This is a genomic window from Lactobacillus sp. UMNPBX17 (genome assembly GCF_002553735.1).
Taxonomy (GTDB): domain Bacteria; phylum Bacillota; class Bacilli; order Lactobacillales; family Lactobacillaceae; genus Lactobacillus; species Lactobacillus gallinarum.
Window position 1 is genome coordinate 1 of sequence record NZ_PCYT01000037.1, and the last position, 17,174, is coordinate 17,174.

At 39.2% G+C, this 17,174-nt stretch carries 15 protein-coding genes, 1 tRNA gene and 1 pseudogene; 14 read left to right on the forward strand and 3 right to left on the reverse strand.

What is annotated here, in order from left to right; genetic code table 11:
• Positions 1–66 precede the first annotated feature (66 nt).
• From CP368_RS06690 to CP368_RS06715, 7 genes are all read left to right on the forward strand, one after another.
• A tRNA-Asn gene (locus tag CP368_RS06690) sits at positions 67–139 on the forward strand.
• Between the two features lie 79 nt (positions 140–218).
• A complete protein-coding gene (locus tag CP368_RS10775) occupies positions 219–596 on the forward strand; it encodes an alpha-galactosidase (RefSeq protein ID WP_233185825.1) in 378 nt (125 codons plus the stop codon).
• Positions 593–865 carry a GH36 C-terminal domain-containing protein gene (locus CP368_RS10780; RefSeq protein WP_233185822.1) on the forward strand — a complete coding sequence of 91 codons (273 nt, stop codon included), beginning with the start codon at positions 593–595 and terminating at the stop codon, positions 863–865. The genes CP368_RS10775 and CP368_RS10780 overlap by 4 nt, the downstream gene beginning before the upstream one ends.
• A 208-nt stretch (positions 866–1,073) precedes the next feature.
• Positions 1,074–2,084: a PTS sugar transporter subunit IIB gene (locus CP368_RS06700; protein WP_087301146.1), complete on the forward strand. Its 1,011-nt coding sequence runs from the start codon at positions 1,074–1,076 to the stop codon at positions 2,082–2,084.
• Positions 2,085–2,102: 18 nt separating this feature from the next.
• On the forward strand, positions 2,103–2,915 hold the full coding sequence (locus CP368_RS06705) for a PTS mannose/fructose/sorbose transporter subunit IIC (protein WP_025006442.1): 813 nt from the start codon (positions 2,103–2,105) through the stop codon (positions 2,913–2,915).
• A 28-nt stretch (positions 2,916–2,943) separates the two neighbouring features.
• Positions 2,944–3,864 carry a PTS system mannose/fructose/sorbose family transporter subunit IID gene (locus tag CP368_RS06710; protein WP_098044409.1) on the forward strand — a complete coding sequence of 307 codons (921 nt, stop codon included), beginning with the start codon at positions 2,944–2,946 and terminating at the stop codon, positions 3,862–3,864.
• 3 nt (positions 3,865–3,867) lie between these two features.
• Positions 3,868–4,236, forward strand: coding sequence for a DUF956 family protein (locus tag CP368_RS06715; RefSeq protein WP_025006440.1), 369 nt, complete (start codon positions 3,868–3,870; stop codon positions 4,234–4,236).
• A 42-nt stretch (positions 4,237–4,278) separates the two neighbouring features.
• On the opposite strand, the gene CP368_RS06720 is transcribed toward CP368_RS06715, so the two are convergent.
• Positions 4,279–5,160 carry a LysR family transcriptional regulator gene (locus tag CP368_RS06720; protein WP_098045889.1) on the reverse strand — a complete coding sequence of 294 codons (882 nt, stop codon included), beginning with the start codon at positions 5,158–5,160 and terminating at the stop codon, positions 4,279–4,281.
• A 106-nt stretch (positions 5,161–5,266) separates the two neighbouring features.
• On the opposite strand from CP368_RS06720, the gene CP368_RS06725 reads away from it, so the two are divergent.
• A complete protein-coding gene (locus CP368_RS06725) occupies positions 5,267–5,785 on the forward strand; it encodes a DapH/DapD/GlmU-related protein (RefSeq protein ID WP_191451842.1) in 519 nt (172 codons plus the stop codon).
• 25 nt (positions 5,786–5,810) lie between these two features.
• On the opposite strand, the gene CP368_RS06730 is transcribed toward CP368_RS06725, so the two are convergent.
• A complete protein-coding gene (locus CP368_RS06730; protein ID WP_098045890.1) occupies positions 5,811–7,184 on the reverse strand; it encodes an amino acid permease in 1,374 nt (457 codons plus the stop codon).
• 311 nt (positions 7,185–7,495) lie between these two features.
• On the opposite strand from CP368_RS06730, the gene adhE reads away from it, so the two are divergent.
• Complete coding sequence (gene adhE / locus CP368_RS06735) at positions 7,496–10,120, forward strand: bifunctional acetaldehyde-CoA/alcohol dehydrogenase (RefSeq protein WP_098045891.1); 2,625 nt, start codon at positions 7,496–7,498, stop codon at positions 10,118–10,120.
• A gap of 194 nt (positions 10,121–10,314) precedes the next feature.
• Complete coding sequence (gene glmS / locus CP368_RS06740) at positions 10,315–12,126, forward strand: glutamine--fructose-6-phosphate transaminase (isomerizing) (protein WP_098045892.1); 1,812 nt, start codon at positions 10,315–10,317, stop codon at positions 12,124–12,126.
• Between the two features lie 405 nt (positions 12,127–12,531).
• On the opposite strand, the pseudogene CP368_RS06745 reads toward glmS, so the two are convergent.
• Positions 12,532–12,837, reverse strand: a pseudogene (locus tag CP368_RS06745) (amino acid permease); the annotation flags it as partial.
• 231 nt (positions 12,838–13,068) lie between these two features.
• Between CP368_RS06745 and CP368_RS06750 the strand changes: the two are divergent.
• From CP368_RS06750 to CP368_RS10790, 4 genes are read left to right on the forward strand one after another with little or no spacing between them, the layout of a single operon-like run.
• Entirely contained in the window at positions 13,069–14,628 is a 1,560-nt protein-coding gene (locus tag CP368_RS06750) for a Rib/alpha-like domain-containing protein (RefSeq protein WP_098045893.1), read from the forward strand.
• A 36-nt stretch (positions 14,629–14,664) separates the two neighbouring features.
• The gene (locus tag CP368_RS06755; RefSeq protein WP_233185823.1) at positions 14,665–15,708 is read left to right on the forward strand and encodes an MBG domain-containing protein; all 1,044 of its coding nucleotides are present in this window, start codon (positions 14,665–14,667) and stop codon (positions 15,706–15,708) included.
• The gene (locus CP368_RS10785; RefSeq protein WP_233185826.1) at positions 15,663–16,856 is read left to right on the forward strand and encodes an MBG domain-containing protein; all 1,194 of its coding nucleotides are present in this window, start codon (positions 15,663–15,665) and stop codon (positions 16,854–16,856) included. The genes CP368_RS06755 and CP368_RS10785 overlap by 46 nt, the downstream gene beginning before the upstream one ends.
• Positions 16,843–17,007 carry an LPXTG cell wall anchor domain-containing protein gene (locus CP368_RS10790; protein WP_233185824.1) on the forward strand — a complete coding sequence of 55 codons (165 nt, stop codon included), beginning with the start codon at positions 16,843–16,845 and terminating at the stop codon, positions 17,005–17,007. The genes CP368_RS10785 and CP368_RS10790 overlap by 14 nt, the downstream gene beginning before the upstream one ends.
• The last annotated feature ends 167 nt before the right edge of the window (positions 17,008–17,174 follow it).

Consider the following 17,174-nt stretch of genomic DNA (forward strand, 5'->3'; position numbering starts at 1 on the left):
ACGCCGAAAGTAGTTGGTGGGCAACTGCCTGCGAGGAAAGGAAGCTGCCGTGCTCTTTTTTAATATTCCGGCTTAGCTCAGTTGGTAGAGCGCTTGACTGTTAATCAAGATGTCGTCAGTTCGAGTCTGACAGCCGGAGTAAGGAGAGAGAAGGAAGCCTAGCTTCCTTCTTTTTTGTTTAATATGTTTTAGGTCTATATGATTTGATGGAAAAATTGGTGTCTGCTTATCCCGATATTTTATTTGAAGCTCGCTCTAGTGGCGGTGGCCGTTTTGATGCAGGCATGGCCTATTACATGCCTCAGATTTGGACGAGCGATGATACAGATGCGGTTGATCGAATGAAAATTCAATATGGTACCAGCTTGGTTTATCCGGTTAATATGATGGGTGCTTATGTATCTGTGAGTCCTAATGAACAAAATGGTCGTTATACTTCACTTGCAACGCGTTATGCCGTTGCGATGAGTGGTGATTTAGGTTATGAATTGGATTTGACCAAGTTATCATCTGAGGATTCTTTAGAGATAGAGAAAGAAATTAATGATTATAAAAAATTGCGTCATTTAATTCAATTCGCGATTTTTATCGCTTGAAATCACCATTTAGCAGCAACCAGGCAGCATGGAACTTCGTTTCTAAAGATCAAAAAGAAGTTTTAGTAATGAATTTCAATATTATGTCGCAGGTTCAGCCGGTATTTACTCAGACAAAGTTATATGGCTTAAATCCTGATCTCGATTACCGTGATGAAAATACGGGTCAAATTTATGGTGGGGATGAACTAATGGAAGTTGGTTACTATGATTCTGTTATGAAACAGGATTTCGCCGCAGAAGTAAAATATTTTGTCGCGGTTGATTAATTTTTTAGAAATAAAATTCACCTAAAAGCAAATTTGCAGTAATGTCAAATTGCTTTTTATTTTTCCACTTAGCTAGCGGGACAGGGAGTTTAGAAATTGGAAATTATTTTCTCTAACTGAAATTATTTTCGAAAATTCCTTTGTAAAAGAAAGCATTTATCGTATAATAAAAGCGGATTCATTTTTTTGATCTAGAGGAGGAAATTACATGGTAGGAATTGTTTTAGCCAGCCATGGTGGTTTTGCCGATGGTATTGCACAATCTGCGCAAATGCTTTTCGGTGAACAAAAAGATTTTGCCCATGTTATCTTAAAGCCTAGTGAAGGCCCAGATGACATTCGTGGCAAAATGGAAAAAGCAATTGCTTCATTTGAAAACCAAGATGAAGTTCTATTCTTGGTTGACCTGTGGGGTGGTACACCATTTAACCAAGCAAATGGTCTTGCTGAAAAGCATGATAAATGGGCAATTGTAGCTGGTATGAATTTACCAATGGTTGTACAAGCATTAACTGAAAGAATGATGGATGCTAATGCTACTGCACGTCAAATCGCTACAAAGGTAGTTGAACCTGCTAAGGATGGTATCAAGACTAAGCCATCTGACTTAATGCCAAAGACCGCTGCTCCTGCAGCAGCCGCTGACAAGGGTTCAGCTAAGGGCGGTAAGAAGTCAATTCCAGAAGGTACTGTAATTGGTGACGGTCACATTAAGTACGTTTTGGCAAGAATCGACTCACGTTTACTTCACGGTCAGGTTGCTACTGGTTGGATTCCAGCAATGAAGCCAGATCGAGTAATTGTTGTTTCAGACAGTGTTGCTAAGGATGACTTGCGTAAGAGTATGATTCGTGAAGCTGCACCTGCAGGTGTTAAAGCTCACACTGTTCCACTTAAGAAGATGGAAGAAATCGCAAAGGATCCAAGATTTGGTAACACACACGCACTTCTTTTGTTTGAAAATCCAGAAGATGTTTTGAGAGCTATCAAGGGCGGTATTAATCTTAAGGATATCAACGTTGGTTCAATGTCATACAAGGAAGGCGACGTTAACGCCAACAACGTGTTGTCAATGAACCAAGAAGACGTTGATACTTTCCGTGAACTTGAAAAGATGGGCGTTAAGTTTGATGTTAGAAAGGTTCCTTCAGATGCTCCAGGTAACATGGATTCTATCTTGAAGAAGGCTCAAACCTTACTTGACGAACAAAAGAAATAATTAATTAGGAGTAAATAAATGAACGCTATACAAATGATTTTGGTAGTGGGTGTTGCCTTTCTTGCAGGTATGGAAGGTATCTTGGATGAATGGCAATTCCACCAACCATTAGTTGCATGTACTTTGATCGGTTTAGTTACCGGTCACCTGGACTTAGGTGTTATTTTGGGTGGTCAATTACAAATGATCGCCTTAGGTTGGGCAAACATTGGTGCCGCTGTTGCACCAGATGCCGCTTTGGCTTCAGTAGCTTCAGCTATTATCTTGGTTGAAGGTGGTCAAGGTACTGCTGGTATCGGTACTGCTACTGGTATCGCTATTCCTTTGGCTGTTGCTGGTTTGTTCTTAACTATGATCGTACGTACTATCTCAACTGCTATCGTTCACATCATGGACGCACAAGCTAAGAAGGGTAACTGGCGTATGATCAACGTATGGCAATGGATTGCTGTATGTTTGCAAGGTTTGAGAATCGCTATCCCAGCCGCATTACTTTTGGCTATCCCAGCAAGCACTGTTAGAGGTTGGCTTGCAATGATGCCTCAATGGTTATCAGCTGGTATGACCATCGGTGGTGGTATGGTTGTTGCTGTAGGTTACGCTATGGTTATCAACATGATGGCAAGTAAAGAAGTATGGCCATTCTTCGCAATTGGTTTCGCTTTAGCTGCTATCAAGGACTTAACTTTGATCGCCCTTGGTGCTATCGGTCTTTCAATGGCTTTGATGTACTTAGCTCTTGAAGCTAAGGGTGGCAACGGCTCAGGTTCAAACAACTCTGGCGATGCCGGTACCGGCGATCCACTCGGCGATATCATTGATGATTATTAAAATGAACGCATAGAGGAGGATTTAAATAATGGCTGATAAGAAAATTAAATTAACCAAACGTGACCGTTTTAACGTTATGTGGCACTCACAATTCCTTCAAGGTTCATGGAACTACGAAAGAATGCAGAACGGTGGTTACGCATACTCAATGATTCCTGCATTGAGAAAGTTATACCCAGACAAGAAAGATTTGTCTGCTGCTTTACAAAGACACTTGGTATTCTTTAACACTCACCCATACTTAGCTTCACCCGTACTTGGTGTTACCTTGGCTTTGGAAGAAGATAAAGCTAACGGTGCTCCTGTTACTGACGACGCTATCCAAGGTGTTAAGGTTGGTATGATGGGACCTTTGGCCGGTGTTGGTGACCCTGTATTCTGGTACACTGTTCGTCCAATTGTTGGTGCCTTAGGTGCATCAATGGCCATTTCAGGTAATATCATGGGACCTATCTTGTTCTTCGTTATCTGGAACATCATCAGAATTGCCTTCTTATGGTACACACAAGAATTTGGTTACAGCGCTGGTTCAGCTATCACTAACGACATGTCAGGTGGTATGCTTCAAAAAGTTACCCGTGGTGCTTCAATGATGGGTATGTTCGTTTTGGGTGCCTTGATTGAACGTTGGGTAAACATCAAATTTACTCCAATCGTTTCACAAACCCCTATCCAAAAGGGTGGTTACATCGAATGGGACAAGCTTCCATCAGGTGCTAAAGGTATTCAAGAAGCTCTTACGCAATGGAACATGGGTAATGGTAAAGCTTTGAGCAGTACTAAAGTTACTACTTTGCAAGACAACTTGGACTCATTGATTCCAGGTTTAGCTGGTCTTCTTTTGACATTCTTCTGTATGTGGTTATTGAAGAAGAAGGTTTCACCAATCTGGATTATCATCGGTATCTTCGTTGTCGGTGTTCTCTTCCACGTATGGGGCATTCTTTAATAAATGGCTAAATCAATTAACACAAGAGTCGATCTGACCGTTGATGGTACCTGGTTTAGAGGTATTGCATCCTATGGAAAAATTATGATCGGCGATAAAGCTTTTGAATTTTATAATGAGCGAAACGTTGAAGACTATGTTCAAATTCCATGGAAAGAAGTAACTTATGTAGTTGCGGATGTTCATTTTAATGGACGTTATATTCCACGTTTTGAAATTAGAACTAAATCTAATGGTAAATTTATCTTCGCTGCGCGTGATCCTAAAAAGGTATTGCGTGCAATAAGAAAATATGTACCTGCTGACCATATGCGTAAAGCATTAAGTATGTGGCAACAAATTAAGCAACGTTTTACTCGTAAGAAAAAATAAAGCAAACTAAAAATCCCAAGGTCGAATGGCCTTGGGATTTTTTTAGTCATCAGCAATAGAAGCTTGCAATCTATTTAAGAATAATTCGGCAACGGGTGATAAGTTAGTCTCATGTTTCCAGATAACCGTGATTGGTTCACTTAAAGCTGGGGATATTGGCCTAAATGTTAAACCCGATTCGCTAGAAGTATTAGCAATTTTATCTAGTGTTAACATCATAGCCGCATTGTTTTTAACTAGTAAAGTTCCGTTAAAGCTTAGGTTGACCGTTCCGATGAAATTGACGTCGTCTTTGTAATTGCCAAGCCAATTATCGAAATAGTGCATCGTGTCAGCCTGTTGAGAATTTAAGACGGTTCTGCCAACCAGATCCGCTGGGGTAATTGCCTTCTTTTTAGCCAAAGGATCGTTCTTAGTCATTAATACGCCCCATACGTCTCGTTCTGGCAATTGAATGGAAGCATAGTTTGAAAGGTTAACATTACCAATGATAGCCGCAAAATCGACTGTACCGATGTTTAACTTCTTTTCAGCGAATTCATAGTCACCACTTAGAATATGAATTTTAACTGTAGGGTAGTCCTGAATAATGTTACTTACAATATTCATCAGTCTTTGCATCCCAACACTTTCGCCGGCAGCAATAGTTAAATCACCACTGATTACAGCTGATGATTGCAGGTTGCTCTTAGTTTTGGTAGTTAAAGCTAAAATTTCTTTTGCTTGCTCTAATAAATATTGTCCCGAAGGTGTCAGAGTTAAATGGCGTGGTTGGCGGTTGAATAACTTGACCCCTAATTCGTCTTCCAAATCCGCAATCTGGCGTGATAAAGCAGGCTGAGAAACTAATAATTTCTGTGCCGCTTTCGTCATGTTTAACTCTTGCGCTGTGGCAACAAAATAAGTTAAAACTCTTAATTCCATATTTTAACCATAAATAAAAGTTATTATACGTGATACTTAATAAGTTTTTTACATTACTTACTTTACCTTTTAAACTAAAAATGAGCAAGAAAAGGAGTAGCAGATTATGAAGACCCAAGATAAAGAATTTATTCAAGAAATTGTCGAACAAAATCAGCGCTTGTTGCAGAACTTGAACGCGCAGCGTCATTATGAATGTGAAGCGCGGCAATTAATCAGTGAAATCACAGGACAAAAAATCCCCGAGAGTACAGAAATTATATTGCCATTTTACACGGATTACGGCCACAACATCAAAATAGGTGAACGCATCTTTATTAACTCCAATGTGATGATGGTTGACTTAGGTGGCATCACCATTGAAGACGATGTTTTAATTGGACCAGGTGCATATCTTCTTTTCGTTAACCACGGTTTAAAACCTAAGCAGAGAAAAGAACTCGAATTAAAGCCAGTACTTATCAAGAAAAATGCCTGGATCGGTGCCAGGGCTACCATTTGTCCAGGCGTAATTGTGGGTGAAAATGCTGTAATAGCCGCTGGAGCAGTGGTTACTAAGGATGTGCCGAAAAACACAGTAGTTGCTGGCGTACCTGCAAAAATTATCAAAAAAATAGAAGAATAAAAACGCAACATTATCGCGTCTTTTTTTAAGCTTCTTTTTTGTCACTCCAGAGTTTGGAGATTAAGTACAAGATGATGAAAGTAACGATAGCTGAAATCATTGGGATGCGGTAGCTTGGTAAAATCAAAAGTAAGATGATCATCAATACGAAGAACAATAGAATCAAATAATCAACGTAAGGGAAGCCAGGCATTTTGAAGTCATTTAACTTATTTTCAGGTGTTTTTCTTCTGTAAGCAATGTGAGTCAAAACCATTAAGCACCAGATGATCAAGAACATACTTGTTGAAGTAGATGAAATAAAGTTAAAAGCTTGATCGCCGATAATCAAGGTAATCAGTGGTGCGCAGGCCATAAATAATGCTGACAAAATTAAAGCATTTTGTGGCAACTGCCGTCTGGATAGGTGACCAAAAGTTTGATTCCACTTGCCTTTGCCGTGGAAAGTAACTGAGAACAAAAGTCGTCCCGCACTGTATAAAAAACTGTTAGTGGAGGAGACTGCTGCCGAAATTACTACGAAGTTAATAATTGAACTGGCATTGCGAATACCGGTTGCACCTAAAGCTTGCACAAAAGGACTAGAGTTAGTTGAAACTTTTGACCAAGGAATAACCAATAAAATTCCTAAAATCGCCATCACGTAGAATAGGATAATTCTGATTGGCAATTGATTGATTGCGCGTTTTAATGTGGTTTCTGGATTTTGAGCTTCAGCTGCCGTTAAACCAATTAATTCAACCCCAATAAAACTGAAGATTACCATTTGGAATCCTTGTAAAAAACCGTGTGGACCACGAGCGAAAAATCCGCCATGATCATCTAAATTAGCAAAAGCTACAGGACCAAATGATGTTTTACCACCAGTGATTAATAGATAAGCGATCAATAAAACAAAAGCAACTACTGTCACGATTTTGATAATGGCAAAACTGAATTCCAAATTACCAAAAACACGAGCTGAAATTAGATTGATGATTAACAAAACGGCAGTTGTAATTAATCCTGGAATCCATGGTTTTAAATTGGAAAACCAATATTCAAAATAAATTCCTAAGGCAGTTGTTTCTGCCATTCCTAAAGTGATCCAACTAATCCAATAAAGATATCCGGTAATAAAACCGATGTTTTTACCCAGATATTGTTCGATAAAATCAATGTAAGTATGCTTGTTGAGGTCGGACATAATCAATTCGCCTAAGGCTCGCATAAGCAAGAATAGGAAAATACCTACAATGATATAGATCAAGATAACGCTAGGCCCGGCCCTATGAATACTGTCACCGACACCTAGAAAAAGACCGGTTCCGATTGTTCCTCCCAAAGCAATTAATTGAATGTGAGCATTGCTTAGGGTTCTTTTATATCCAGAACTAGTCTCTGATTTTTTCTCACTCATATATTTCCCCCATATTCTCAGTTTTCTCACATGTACTTAATATTTTATCATTTTTGCAATCGAGCACCAGTAATTTAGGAAAGCTTTAAAAAATTCAGAAGAATAATATAAATTAATATGTTTGTTAATTCACAAACTAGTAAAAATAGCAACCGCTTTCATTAGTCTGAGAGTAAATTATAGAGTGATTTTTTATGCTTGTTCACTAGTGAATTACGTAAATTATGGCGTTTACTTTTAGATTTATTGTGCTATAGTTGACATTGTAAATTAGTTCACAAGAATTAGTAGATCTTAGAGGTAATAAAATAATGGCTAAGACACAACCAAAAGAGACTCAAACAGAGGAAGAGAAGAAAAAGCAAATTTACGACATGGTTGATAATTTAGTAAAAAGATCACATGTCGCTTTAGATGAAATGGCTAACTTCACACAAGAACAAGTTGATAAGATCTGTGAAGCAGTTGCTACTGCAGGTGAACAAAATGCTTACCCACTAGCTAAGATGGCTGTTGAAGAAACTAAGCGTGGTGTAGTAGAAGACAAAACTACTAAGAACATGTACGCTAGTGAAAATATTTGGAATAGTTTACGTCACGAAAAGACTGTTGGCGTAATTGAGGAAGACAAGGAATTAGGTTTAACCAAGATTGCTGAACCTAAAGGTGTTATTGCCGGTGTTACTCCAGTAACTAACCCAACTTCAACTGTTATCTTCAAAGCTATGCTTGCTTTAAAGACTAGAAATACTATTATTTTCGGCTTCCACCCACAAGCTCAAAAGTGTTGTGTAGAAACTGGTAAGATCATTCAAGCTGCAGCCGTTGCTGCGGGTGCTCCAAAAGATGCAATTCAATGGATTGAAGAACCAAGTTTGGATGCTACTACTGATTTAATGAATAACCCAGGTGTTCAAACCATTTTAGCTACAGGTGGTCCTGGTATGGTTAAGGCCGCATATTCATCAGGTAAGCCAGCCATCGGTGTTGGTCCTGGTAACGGCCCATCCTACATTGAAAAGACTGCTAACATTGACCGTGCCGTTTACGACATTGTTTTGTCAAAGAACTTCGATAACGGTATGGTTTGTGCCTCTGAAAACTCAGTTGTTGTAGATGATGAAATCTACGACCGAGTTAAGGAAGAATTCAAGACGTGGAGCTGCTACTTCTTGAACAAAGAAGAAATTAAGAAGTTTGAAGAACACTTCATCGATCCAAGACGTGGTACTGTTGCAGGTCCTGTAGCTGGTAAGTCAGCTTATGAAATTGCTAAGCTCTGCGGCGTTGATGTACCAAAGGAGACCAAGGTTATTGTTGCTGAATACAAGGGCGTTGGTAGAAAATTTCCACTTTCAGCTGAAAAGCTTTCACCAGTCTTCACTTTATACCGTGCTAAAGATCATGATGATGCTTTCAGAATTTGTTCAGAATTGCTTGATTACGGTGGTCGTGGTCACACTGCTGGACTTCACTCAAGTGATCAAAAAGTAATCAAAGAATTCTCAATGAAGATGGATGCATGCCGTATCTTGGTTAACTCACCAGCTGCTCTTGGTGGTATCGGTGACCTTTACAACAACATGCTTCCATCACTTACCTTGGGTACTGGTTCATATGGTGCCAACACCTTCTCACATAACATCGGTGCTCGCGATTTGCTTAACATTAAAACTGTTGCCAAGCGTCGTGACAACATGCAATGGGTAAAGGTTCCTTCTAAGACCTACTTCGAACACAACGCAGCTAACTACTTACGTCACATGCCAAACGTTAACCGTTTCTTCATCGTTACTGATGAAGGCGTAGCTGACCAAGGCTTTGCCGATGAAATTACCGACATTATTTCTAAGCGTCGTGGTCAAAAAGAATACGAAGTCTTCAGGGCCGTAACGCTTGATCCAAACACCGACGTTATTAAAGATGGGGTTCACAGAATGAACATCTTTAAACCAGACGTTGTCATCGCCATCGGTGGTGGTTCAGTAATGGACGCTGCTAAGGTAATGCGTTTATTCTACGAAAATCCAGAAATGAAGTTTGAAGAAGCTTATCAAAAGTTTTTGGATATCAGAAAAAGAGTAGTTCGCTTCCCAAAGATTAACGGCGTTCAACTTGTATGTATTCCAACCACTTCAGGTACTGGTTCAGAAGTTTCACCAATCGCTGTCATTAGCGATGCTAAGACTGGTATTAAGCACACCCTTTGTGACTATGCTTTGACCCCAGATGTTTCTATTGTTGATGACCAATTCGTACAAAAATTGCCCAAACGCTTGATTGCTTGGTCAGGCTTTGAAGCTTTAGGTCACGCAATCGAAAGTTACGTTTCAACTATGGCTACTGACTTTACTCGTGGTTGGTCACTTGAAGCTATTAAGATCATCTTCGCTAACTTGAAGAAGTCATATGATGGTGATCTTGATGCTGGCAAGAAGATGCACGATGCAGCTACTATTGCTGGTATGGCATACTCAAACGCATTCCTTGGCTTGGAACACTCAATTGCCCACACTGTTGGTTCAACCTTTGATATTCCAAGTGGTGTCAGCGATGCTATTGCTTTACCACAAGTTATCCGCTTCAATGCTAAGCGTCCAGAAAAGCTTGCTATGTGGCCTCATTACTCAGTTTACCGTGCTGACAAGGATTACGCAGAAATTGCTAGAGCTATCGGTTTGACCGGTTCAAGCGATGCTGAATTGATTGAAGAATTAGTTCAAAAGATTATCGATTTAGCTCAATCAGTTGGCATCAAGATGGCATACAAGGATTACGGTGTTGATGAAAATGAATTCAATAAGAAGGTTGACCAATTAGCTGTTGAAGCTTACGGCGACCAAAATACTGTAACTAACCCAGTTGCTCCATTAATTAGTCAAATTGCTCAATTGATGAGAGACAGCTTTGAAGGTAAGGATATTAAGACTAAGTAATTTGAATTTACACATACAAAATGGCGATCAGTATATTAAAACTGACCGCTGTTTTTTTGCTCTAAAATCGATTATACCAATTTCGATAATAATCACTTGACCGCTTTGGCAAAAAAGAATATTATTGCAACTGTAACAATGAAATCAAACTAGTCCACTGTCAAAAAGTGAACTAGACCAAAGGAGAAAAATTTATGTGTGGAATTGTTGGGGTTGTTGGTAAACCAGCAAGAGAAATTATTTTAAGCGGATTAACAAATTTGGAATACCGTGGCTATGATTCAGCTGGTATTTACTTGAATGATTTAAATGGAAATGAATATTTGACTAAGGCTGTTGGCCGTATTTCAAACTTAAAAGAAAAGTTGACTCCAGATGAACAAGGTTTGGTAGGTATTGGTCATACCCGTTGGGCTACTCACGGTAAGCCAACTGTTGACAATGCTCACCCTCACTTTGATGAAACTAAGCGTTTCTACTTGGTTCACAACGGTGTGATTGAAAACTTCGCTGAATTGAAGGAAAAGTACTTACAAGGCGTACACTTCCACTCAGATACTGATACTGAAGTGGTTGTACAATTAATCGGTAAGATTGCACGCGACAAGAATTTGGATGGCTTTTCAGCATTTAAGGAAGCTTTGAAGCTTGTTAAGGGTTCATACGCATTCTTGCTTGTTGATAATACTGAACCAGATCATGTCTTTATCTCTAAGAACAAGTCACCAATGATGCTTGGTATCGGTGATGGTTTTAACATCATTGCTTCAGATGCTATTTCAGTAATGGACCAAACTAAGACTTTCGTTGATTTGCACGATGGGGATGTTGGTGACATTACTAAGGATTCTTACACAATTGAAACTGTTGATGGTAAAAAAGTTGACCGTGAACCTCACGTTTTGAACATTGATCCAAACGCAGCTTCAAAGGGTGCTTACGAATTCTACATGCTTAAGGAAATTGATGAACAACCTGGCGTAATGCGTCACATGTCACAAAACTACCTTGATGAAAATGGTGAACCAAAGGTTGATCAAGATATTCTTGATGCTATTTCTAAGGCAGACCGTTTATACATCTTCGCTGCCGGTACTAGTTACCATGCAGGCTTAGTTGGTAAGACTCTCTTTGAACATTACACTGGTATTCCAACCGAAGTTGGTTTGGCTTCAGAAGCTGGCTACCACTTCCCAATGATGAGCAAGCACCCATTCTTCATCTTCTTGACCCAATCAGGTGAAACTGCTGACTCACGTGTTGTTTTGAAGGAAGTTAACAAGCGTGGCATTCCAAGCTTAACTATGACTAACGTAGAAGGTTCAACTCTTTCTCGTGAAGCTACTTACACAATGCTCTTGGGTGCTGGCCCTGAAATTGCCGTTGCTTCAACTAAGGCTTACACCGCTCAGATTGCTTTACAAGCTGTTCTTGCTAAGGCTCTTGGTGAAAAGTTGAATAATGAAAATGCTAAGGATTGGGACTTGCGTCAAGATTTGGCAATGGCTGCAGAAGGCATCCAACAAATCGTTGACGGTAAGGAAAAGATCAAGAAGCTTGCAGATGACTACTTGATTAAATCAAGAAATGCATTCTACATTGGTCGTGGTATTGACTATGCTGTTGCTCTTGAAGCTGCTCTTAAGTTGAAGGAAGTTTCATACATCCAAACTGAAGGTTTTGCAGCGGCAGAACTTAAGCACGGTACTATTTCATTAATTGAAAAGGGTACTCCGGTAGTTGCTTTGATTAATGATCCAGTTACTGCTGATCTTACTCGTGGTAATATTCAAGAAGTTGTTTCTCGTGGTGCTAGTGTAATTACTATTGTTGGTAAGGACTTTGCTCGCGAAGGCGATGACATTGTTTTGCCAGAAATTAACTACTACATGTCAGCACTTTTGACAGTTGTACCTGCTCAACTTCTTGCATACTACGCTTCTAAGGATAAGGGCTTAGATGTTGATAAGCCACGTAACTTAGCTAAGAGTGTTACTGTTGAATAATTAATATTTGAATAAAACTAAGGATAGCGATGGTGAATGTGCCATCGCTATTTTTAGTTAAGATAATTCATTGAGATATTTTTGTACGGACTTAAAAAACTTGCTATAATAGTAATGAAAAAGAGGTCGGCAAATGAGCCGAATTCTAGCATTAGTTGTAACGCATCTGATACAGACACGAAGGCGTCTTCTTTCTATTAGGATAGGAATACGAGTTAAAAATCACTCATAAGCACTATCTCCTTGAAGGATTGCCACCGCTTCAGCTTTTCTACGGATAAAATTATACTAAATTCGAATATACGTTCACAAGCGAACAAAGTAAATTTATCGTAAATCTCGAGTAAAAATAAAAGGGACCGAATCAATTTGATTCGATTCCTTTTTGCATCTAATTGTTTTTAGCTATTTCTGCCGCATTTTAGCTAAATATTGTTGGTGCTTTTGTTCTGCCTTTTCGTCTTTTTCAATAAAGAAGTAGGCGACAGCAGCCAAGACACCGACTACAACACCAACCAAAATTGTCTTCCAAGTGAAGTTAGTAACCATGTAGCAGGAAATTAACAAAGCCAAGATTGGAATTGTGTAACCGCCAGGAAGCTTGAAGCCATGGTTAGGGAATTCATTGATGTGCTTGAATTTGATAACTGCCAAAATTGATGGCACGTATTGAACAAAGGAAGCAAGAACGATGCAGGATACCAAGAAATTGATAATTGTAAATAGAATAATTAAGCCAATAGCTGTCCCATAATAAACAACTGCGTTGTTGTATACTGGCCAAAAATTGGCGAATATTTCTACGAAAACTACGCTTTAGCTTATGCTCTAGGAATTACGGCTGGTGTTAGTGATTGGACTGCGCCAAAGAGTTTATATACCACTAAAACTAATAAATTTAAGCTGAATTTAACTTATACCAATGGATTTGATCAGCTTGCATTGCCTAATGCGGATAAGCAAGAAATCGAAGTTAACTATATCACAGCACCTAGTTTAAAAGACGATCCCATTTATATCTTTAATGCCGGCGGTGATGCAAGTCCAACTCTTAACATTTCTATCGATGGCAGGCCAACTAAATATCCAATAGCAAATCTCGGGTTACAATACCCTGTAGCCGTTGGTCAAAATAAGCAACTAATCCAACAGGCAGTTAATGGCAGTGATTTTAAAAATCAGGTTAAGATTACCTTAACTGATGGCACGCAAATGTCTGCTAGTCAGTTACAATTAGCTGGAACTAATCAGACTAGTGCCGACATGAATTCTGGTAAGTTTCATTTGATTATCAATACAACTTTTAACAATGGGTTTACTGATGCTGGTCAGCCACTAATCTTTGCTAATCCAGACAGTCAAGATCCGGGAGCAACGCAAAAGTTTGCTAAGGCTGTGAAAAAAGCATATAAAGATTTAGGCTGTGCTCAAACTAAACCAGTAAACGTTGGTACTTTACCACAAATAAAATGGCAAAGAATTAAGGAAGATGCCTTTGCCATCATGACTTCTGTAAAAAATATAAAGAATGAAGTAGTAGATCTTACCAACGGCCCTACAAGTTACACAGAGAATGACGGTCGCAACTTAAGCAATTTTGTTGAAAAACCTGTAACAGTTAAAGGTGGTCCTCATGGGACTATTAATGTAATTAATAATTTACTCTCTGGTGGCAATAAAGTTTGGCCTGCTGGAACTACCTTTGAATGGCAGGGTGACAACGGCGAAAAGAGTCTGGTTCTAGACAAAGCCGGAGAAACCAGGAACGGTAATATTGTAATTACTTTGCCAAGTGGTTCAAGGTATACGGTTAAGGATATTACGCTTACTACCAAGGTTAATGTAAAGGCCGAGAGTAGAACAATTGATTATGGTACGAAGTTAACGGCTAAAGATCTTGTTACTAACACGGATGTCTTTCCAGAAGGTACTACTTTCCAATACGTTGGTAATGAATCTAATTGGATGAAGCCAGGTTCCTACAATGATGTTCAGATTACTGCTACGTATTATGATCAAGGAACTAAGAAAAATATTGTTACTCCAGTAGCTCACTGTAATGTAGCCATTAATGACAGTCGCCGCATTACGGTCTTAAATGGCTACACTGCTTATACTAGTGGTCCTGCTGACAATAAGAATAAGGTCCCAGCAAATCAATTTGTATTCCCAACTTGGAATTCAGAAAATACATCTCTTTCTAGCAACGCATCAATAGCATATGCAGATGCAGCTTCTGTTTATGAAGCAAAGCCAGTTCACACGATTTTGTATATTCCTGATGAAGTTCAAACTAGAACACTTACTGCTCATTTTAAGATTGCTGGTGGTGAACATAATGGGGAAACTATTGCTCCAGATGCTCAAGTTCAAGTATTCTTTAAGAAAGCAGGTACTTTAGATACAGCTACTAATAAGATTGTTTACACTGGTAATTGGGCTCCAGATTGGGATGCAGGCGACGAAGCTACTCCTGGTTTCCACGTAATTTCAGGATCTTGAAGTTTACTACCTAAGGGTAATGACGCTTCTATTGGATTGACTTCTCCTAGTCGTGATGGTTACACCGTGGCTAACATTAGATATGATGGTTCATACTCAACTTTCACATTTGCAAACCCAAATTACAACTCTAATACGGTCTATATGAATAATGATAATGATGTTTGGTACATGAGAAATGACTTAACTACTTACTATGTTCCAAATTCATTATTAAATAAGAGTGTTACAAGAACGATTACCATTAAGGAACCAGGTCAAGCAGATCGCACAATTACGCAAACTGCCAAATTAAGCAGACAAGTTAAAGTAAATGGTGATGATACTGGAGTCACCTTTGAAGGCTTTGATGGTAGTGGTTGGAAAGCTGATAGTAACTGGGGCGTACAAGATGTTCCAATTCATGCTGGCTACAACATTTCTGTCACTCAAACAGTTAAAGGAGGATCTACCTCAACTCCACTTCAACTTGTAAATGGTCAAATCCCTGCCGAAACAGTAAACGGTGATACTAAGAATACGCAAATTGTTGTAACTTACGGTGCTACTGCAACTGCTGCAGCAACTCTTGGCAAGGAAGGTAGTCGCGATTATGATGCAAAGACTACTTCAGTAGCTGATGTTTTGAGCAAGTTAGGTTGGACTGATAGTGGTTTTGTAAAGAATCAAACATTGAAGTCAACTGACTTAACTGCTAGTGACTATGCTTGGTTCACCAAGAATGCTGATGGTACGTTCACTGCTATGACTGGTGATCCAATCAATGCAGGAACTTACTACTTGAAGCTCAAGGATAGTTTAGAAGCTAAGCTGAAAGCGGAAAATCCAAACTACAACTTAACGATTAATGGTGAATTTACTTACACAATTAATCCTGTAAGTGGTACTGCAACTTTAAGTGGTTCAGCTTCTAAGATTTACGATGGCAAGGATATTTCACTTGATGACTTGAATAGTCCTGATGGTGATATTGAAGCTAAGTTTACTTTCCCAGGTAGCATGATACTTACAAGTTACATGCAGGTGACTACACCATTGAAAATAATTCAGCTAAGGCCGATGACTACACTGTTAGCCTAAGCACTGATGGCCTCGCTCGCTTGCAAGCTGCTATTGATAATTACGCAGGTGCAGGTAATGTAACTCCTGCTGCTAAGGATTTAAGTAGCAATGCAAGCTTTACAATTAAGCAAAAAGACTTAACCGTAACTTTAGACATGAAGCCAAATACCACTCCTGGTAAGACTTACGATGGTCAAACAGCAACAATTGACAATAATGATGCTCAATTTATTGCAGCTGGTTTAGTTGAAGGTCAAACTTTGAATGTTGCTAACTTGACACCTAGTGATTATGAGTGGGTTGATAAAGATGGCAAGAAATTGGATAAAGTTCCAACCGATGCTGGTACTTACTACATTGCTTTAACTCAAGCTGGTGTAAAGCAATTGCAAAAGGATAATCCAAACTACAAAGTTAGCGAAAGTGGTCAGTTTGCATATGTAATAGCTAAAGTTGAAATTAATGGAAGTTACGAAGGAACTTCAACTGCTCAGGATGCGAAGATCTACAGAAATGCTGTAGTTGACGAAGTTACTGGTAAAGTAACTTATGGTGCTTGGTCAACTGGAAATTGGGGACCATTCACTACACCAACGATTGATGGATATACTCCAACAATTGCAAGCATAGCGACTAAACCTGTAACTTATGGTACTGATCCAGAAAGTGTTGATATCACTTACACACCAAATGCTCAAACAACCAACATTATCTACAAAGACGAAGATGGTCAAACCATTAAGACTGACAAAGTTGACGGTAAGACCGATGAAACTGTTGATGTTCATTCAACAATTCCAGCAGGTTGGAAGCTAGTTGATGGTCAAGACGTTCCTGAAACTGTGAAATTTGGACCAAATGGACATCCAGATATTCCTGTTGTAATTGAACACAAGACAATCACAGTAACTCCAGAAACTCCTGAAGATAAGATCCCAACAGGTAAGGTTCCAGTCAAGACTCCAAATGAGACTTCAGATGATACCGAAATCGATACCACTCCGAAGGATCAAGATCTTGAATCTGGTCCAGCCGTAATTAAGGGCTACGAAGAAAACAACGCATCTTTATATGAAGATATGAATAATTCTGCTCCAGCTAGAAACAATAATTCAATTTCACCAAAGGGTGCTGATACATACGCTTCAACTAATGCCCCCAGCTAAGGCTGCTTCAGCCGAAACTGAAGAAAACAGTGGCAAGCATGAATTACCACAAACCGGTAAAAAGCAAAATGAAGCTGGTATCTTCGGTATCCTTGCAATGGTTTTAGGCCTCTTTGGTTTAGCCGATCGCAAAAAGAAAAAGGATGAATAATCATCCCTTTGAATAAAACAAGACTCTGACGCAAAACTGCCAATGTCATTAAGTTAAGACATTGACAAATTGAAAAGAGTCGAATCGTTGTGATTCGGCTCTTTTTTTGCATAAAATAAAGGCGAAAAGAACCTACCTTTTCGCCCTCTGATTAAATTATTAAACCT

Excerpts from the sequence above, each read along its gene's own strand:
- CP368_RS06720 (WP_098045889.1), bottom strand. The coding sequence starts at position 5,160 with ATGGAATTAAGAGTTTTAACTTATTTTGTTGCCACAGCGCAAGAGTTA.
- adhE (WP_098045891.1), top strand. The coding sequence starts at position 7,496 with ATGGCTAAGACACAACCAAAAGAGACTCAAACAGAGGAAGAGAAGAAA.
- CP368_RS06700 (WP_087301146.1), top strand. The coding sequence starts at position 1,074 with ATGGTAGGAATTGTTTTAGCCAGCCATGGTGGTTTTGCCGATGGTATT.
- CP368_RS10790 (WP_233185824.1), top strand. The coding sequence starts at position 16,843 with ATGCCCCCAGCTAAGGCTGCTTCAGCCGAAACTGAAGAAAACAGTGGC.
- CP368_RS06705 (WP_025006442.1), top strand. The coding sequence starts at position 2,103 with ATGAACGCTATACAAATGATTTTGGTAGTGGGTGTTGCCTTTCTTGCA.
- CP368_RS06710 (WP_098044409.1), top strand. The coding sequence starts at position 2,944 with ATGGCTGATAAGAAAATTAAATTAACCAAACGTGACCGTTTTAACGTT.
- CP368_RS06725 (WP_191451842.1), top strand. The coding sequence starts at position 5,267 with ATGAAGACCCAAGATAAAGAATTTATTCAAGAAATTGTCGAACAAAAT.
- CP368_RS06730 (WP_098045890.1), bottom strand. The coding sequence starts at position 7,184 with ATGAGTGAGAAAAAATCAGAGACTAGTTCTGGATATAAAAGAACCCTA.
- glmS (WP_098045892.1), top strand. The coding sequence starts at position 10,315 with ATGTGTGGAATTGTTGGGGTTGTTGGTAAACCAGCAAGAGAAATTATT.
- CP368_RS06715 (WP_025006440.1), top strand. The coding sequence starts at position 3,868 with ATGGCTAAATCAATTAACACAAGAGTCGATCTGACCGTTGATGGTACC.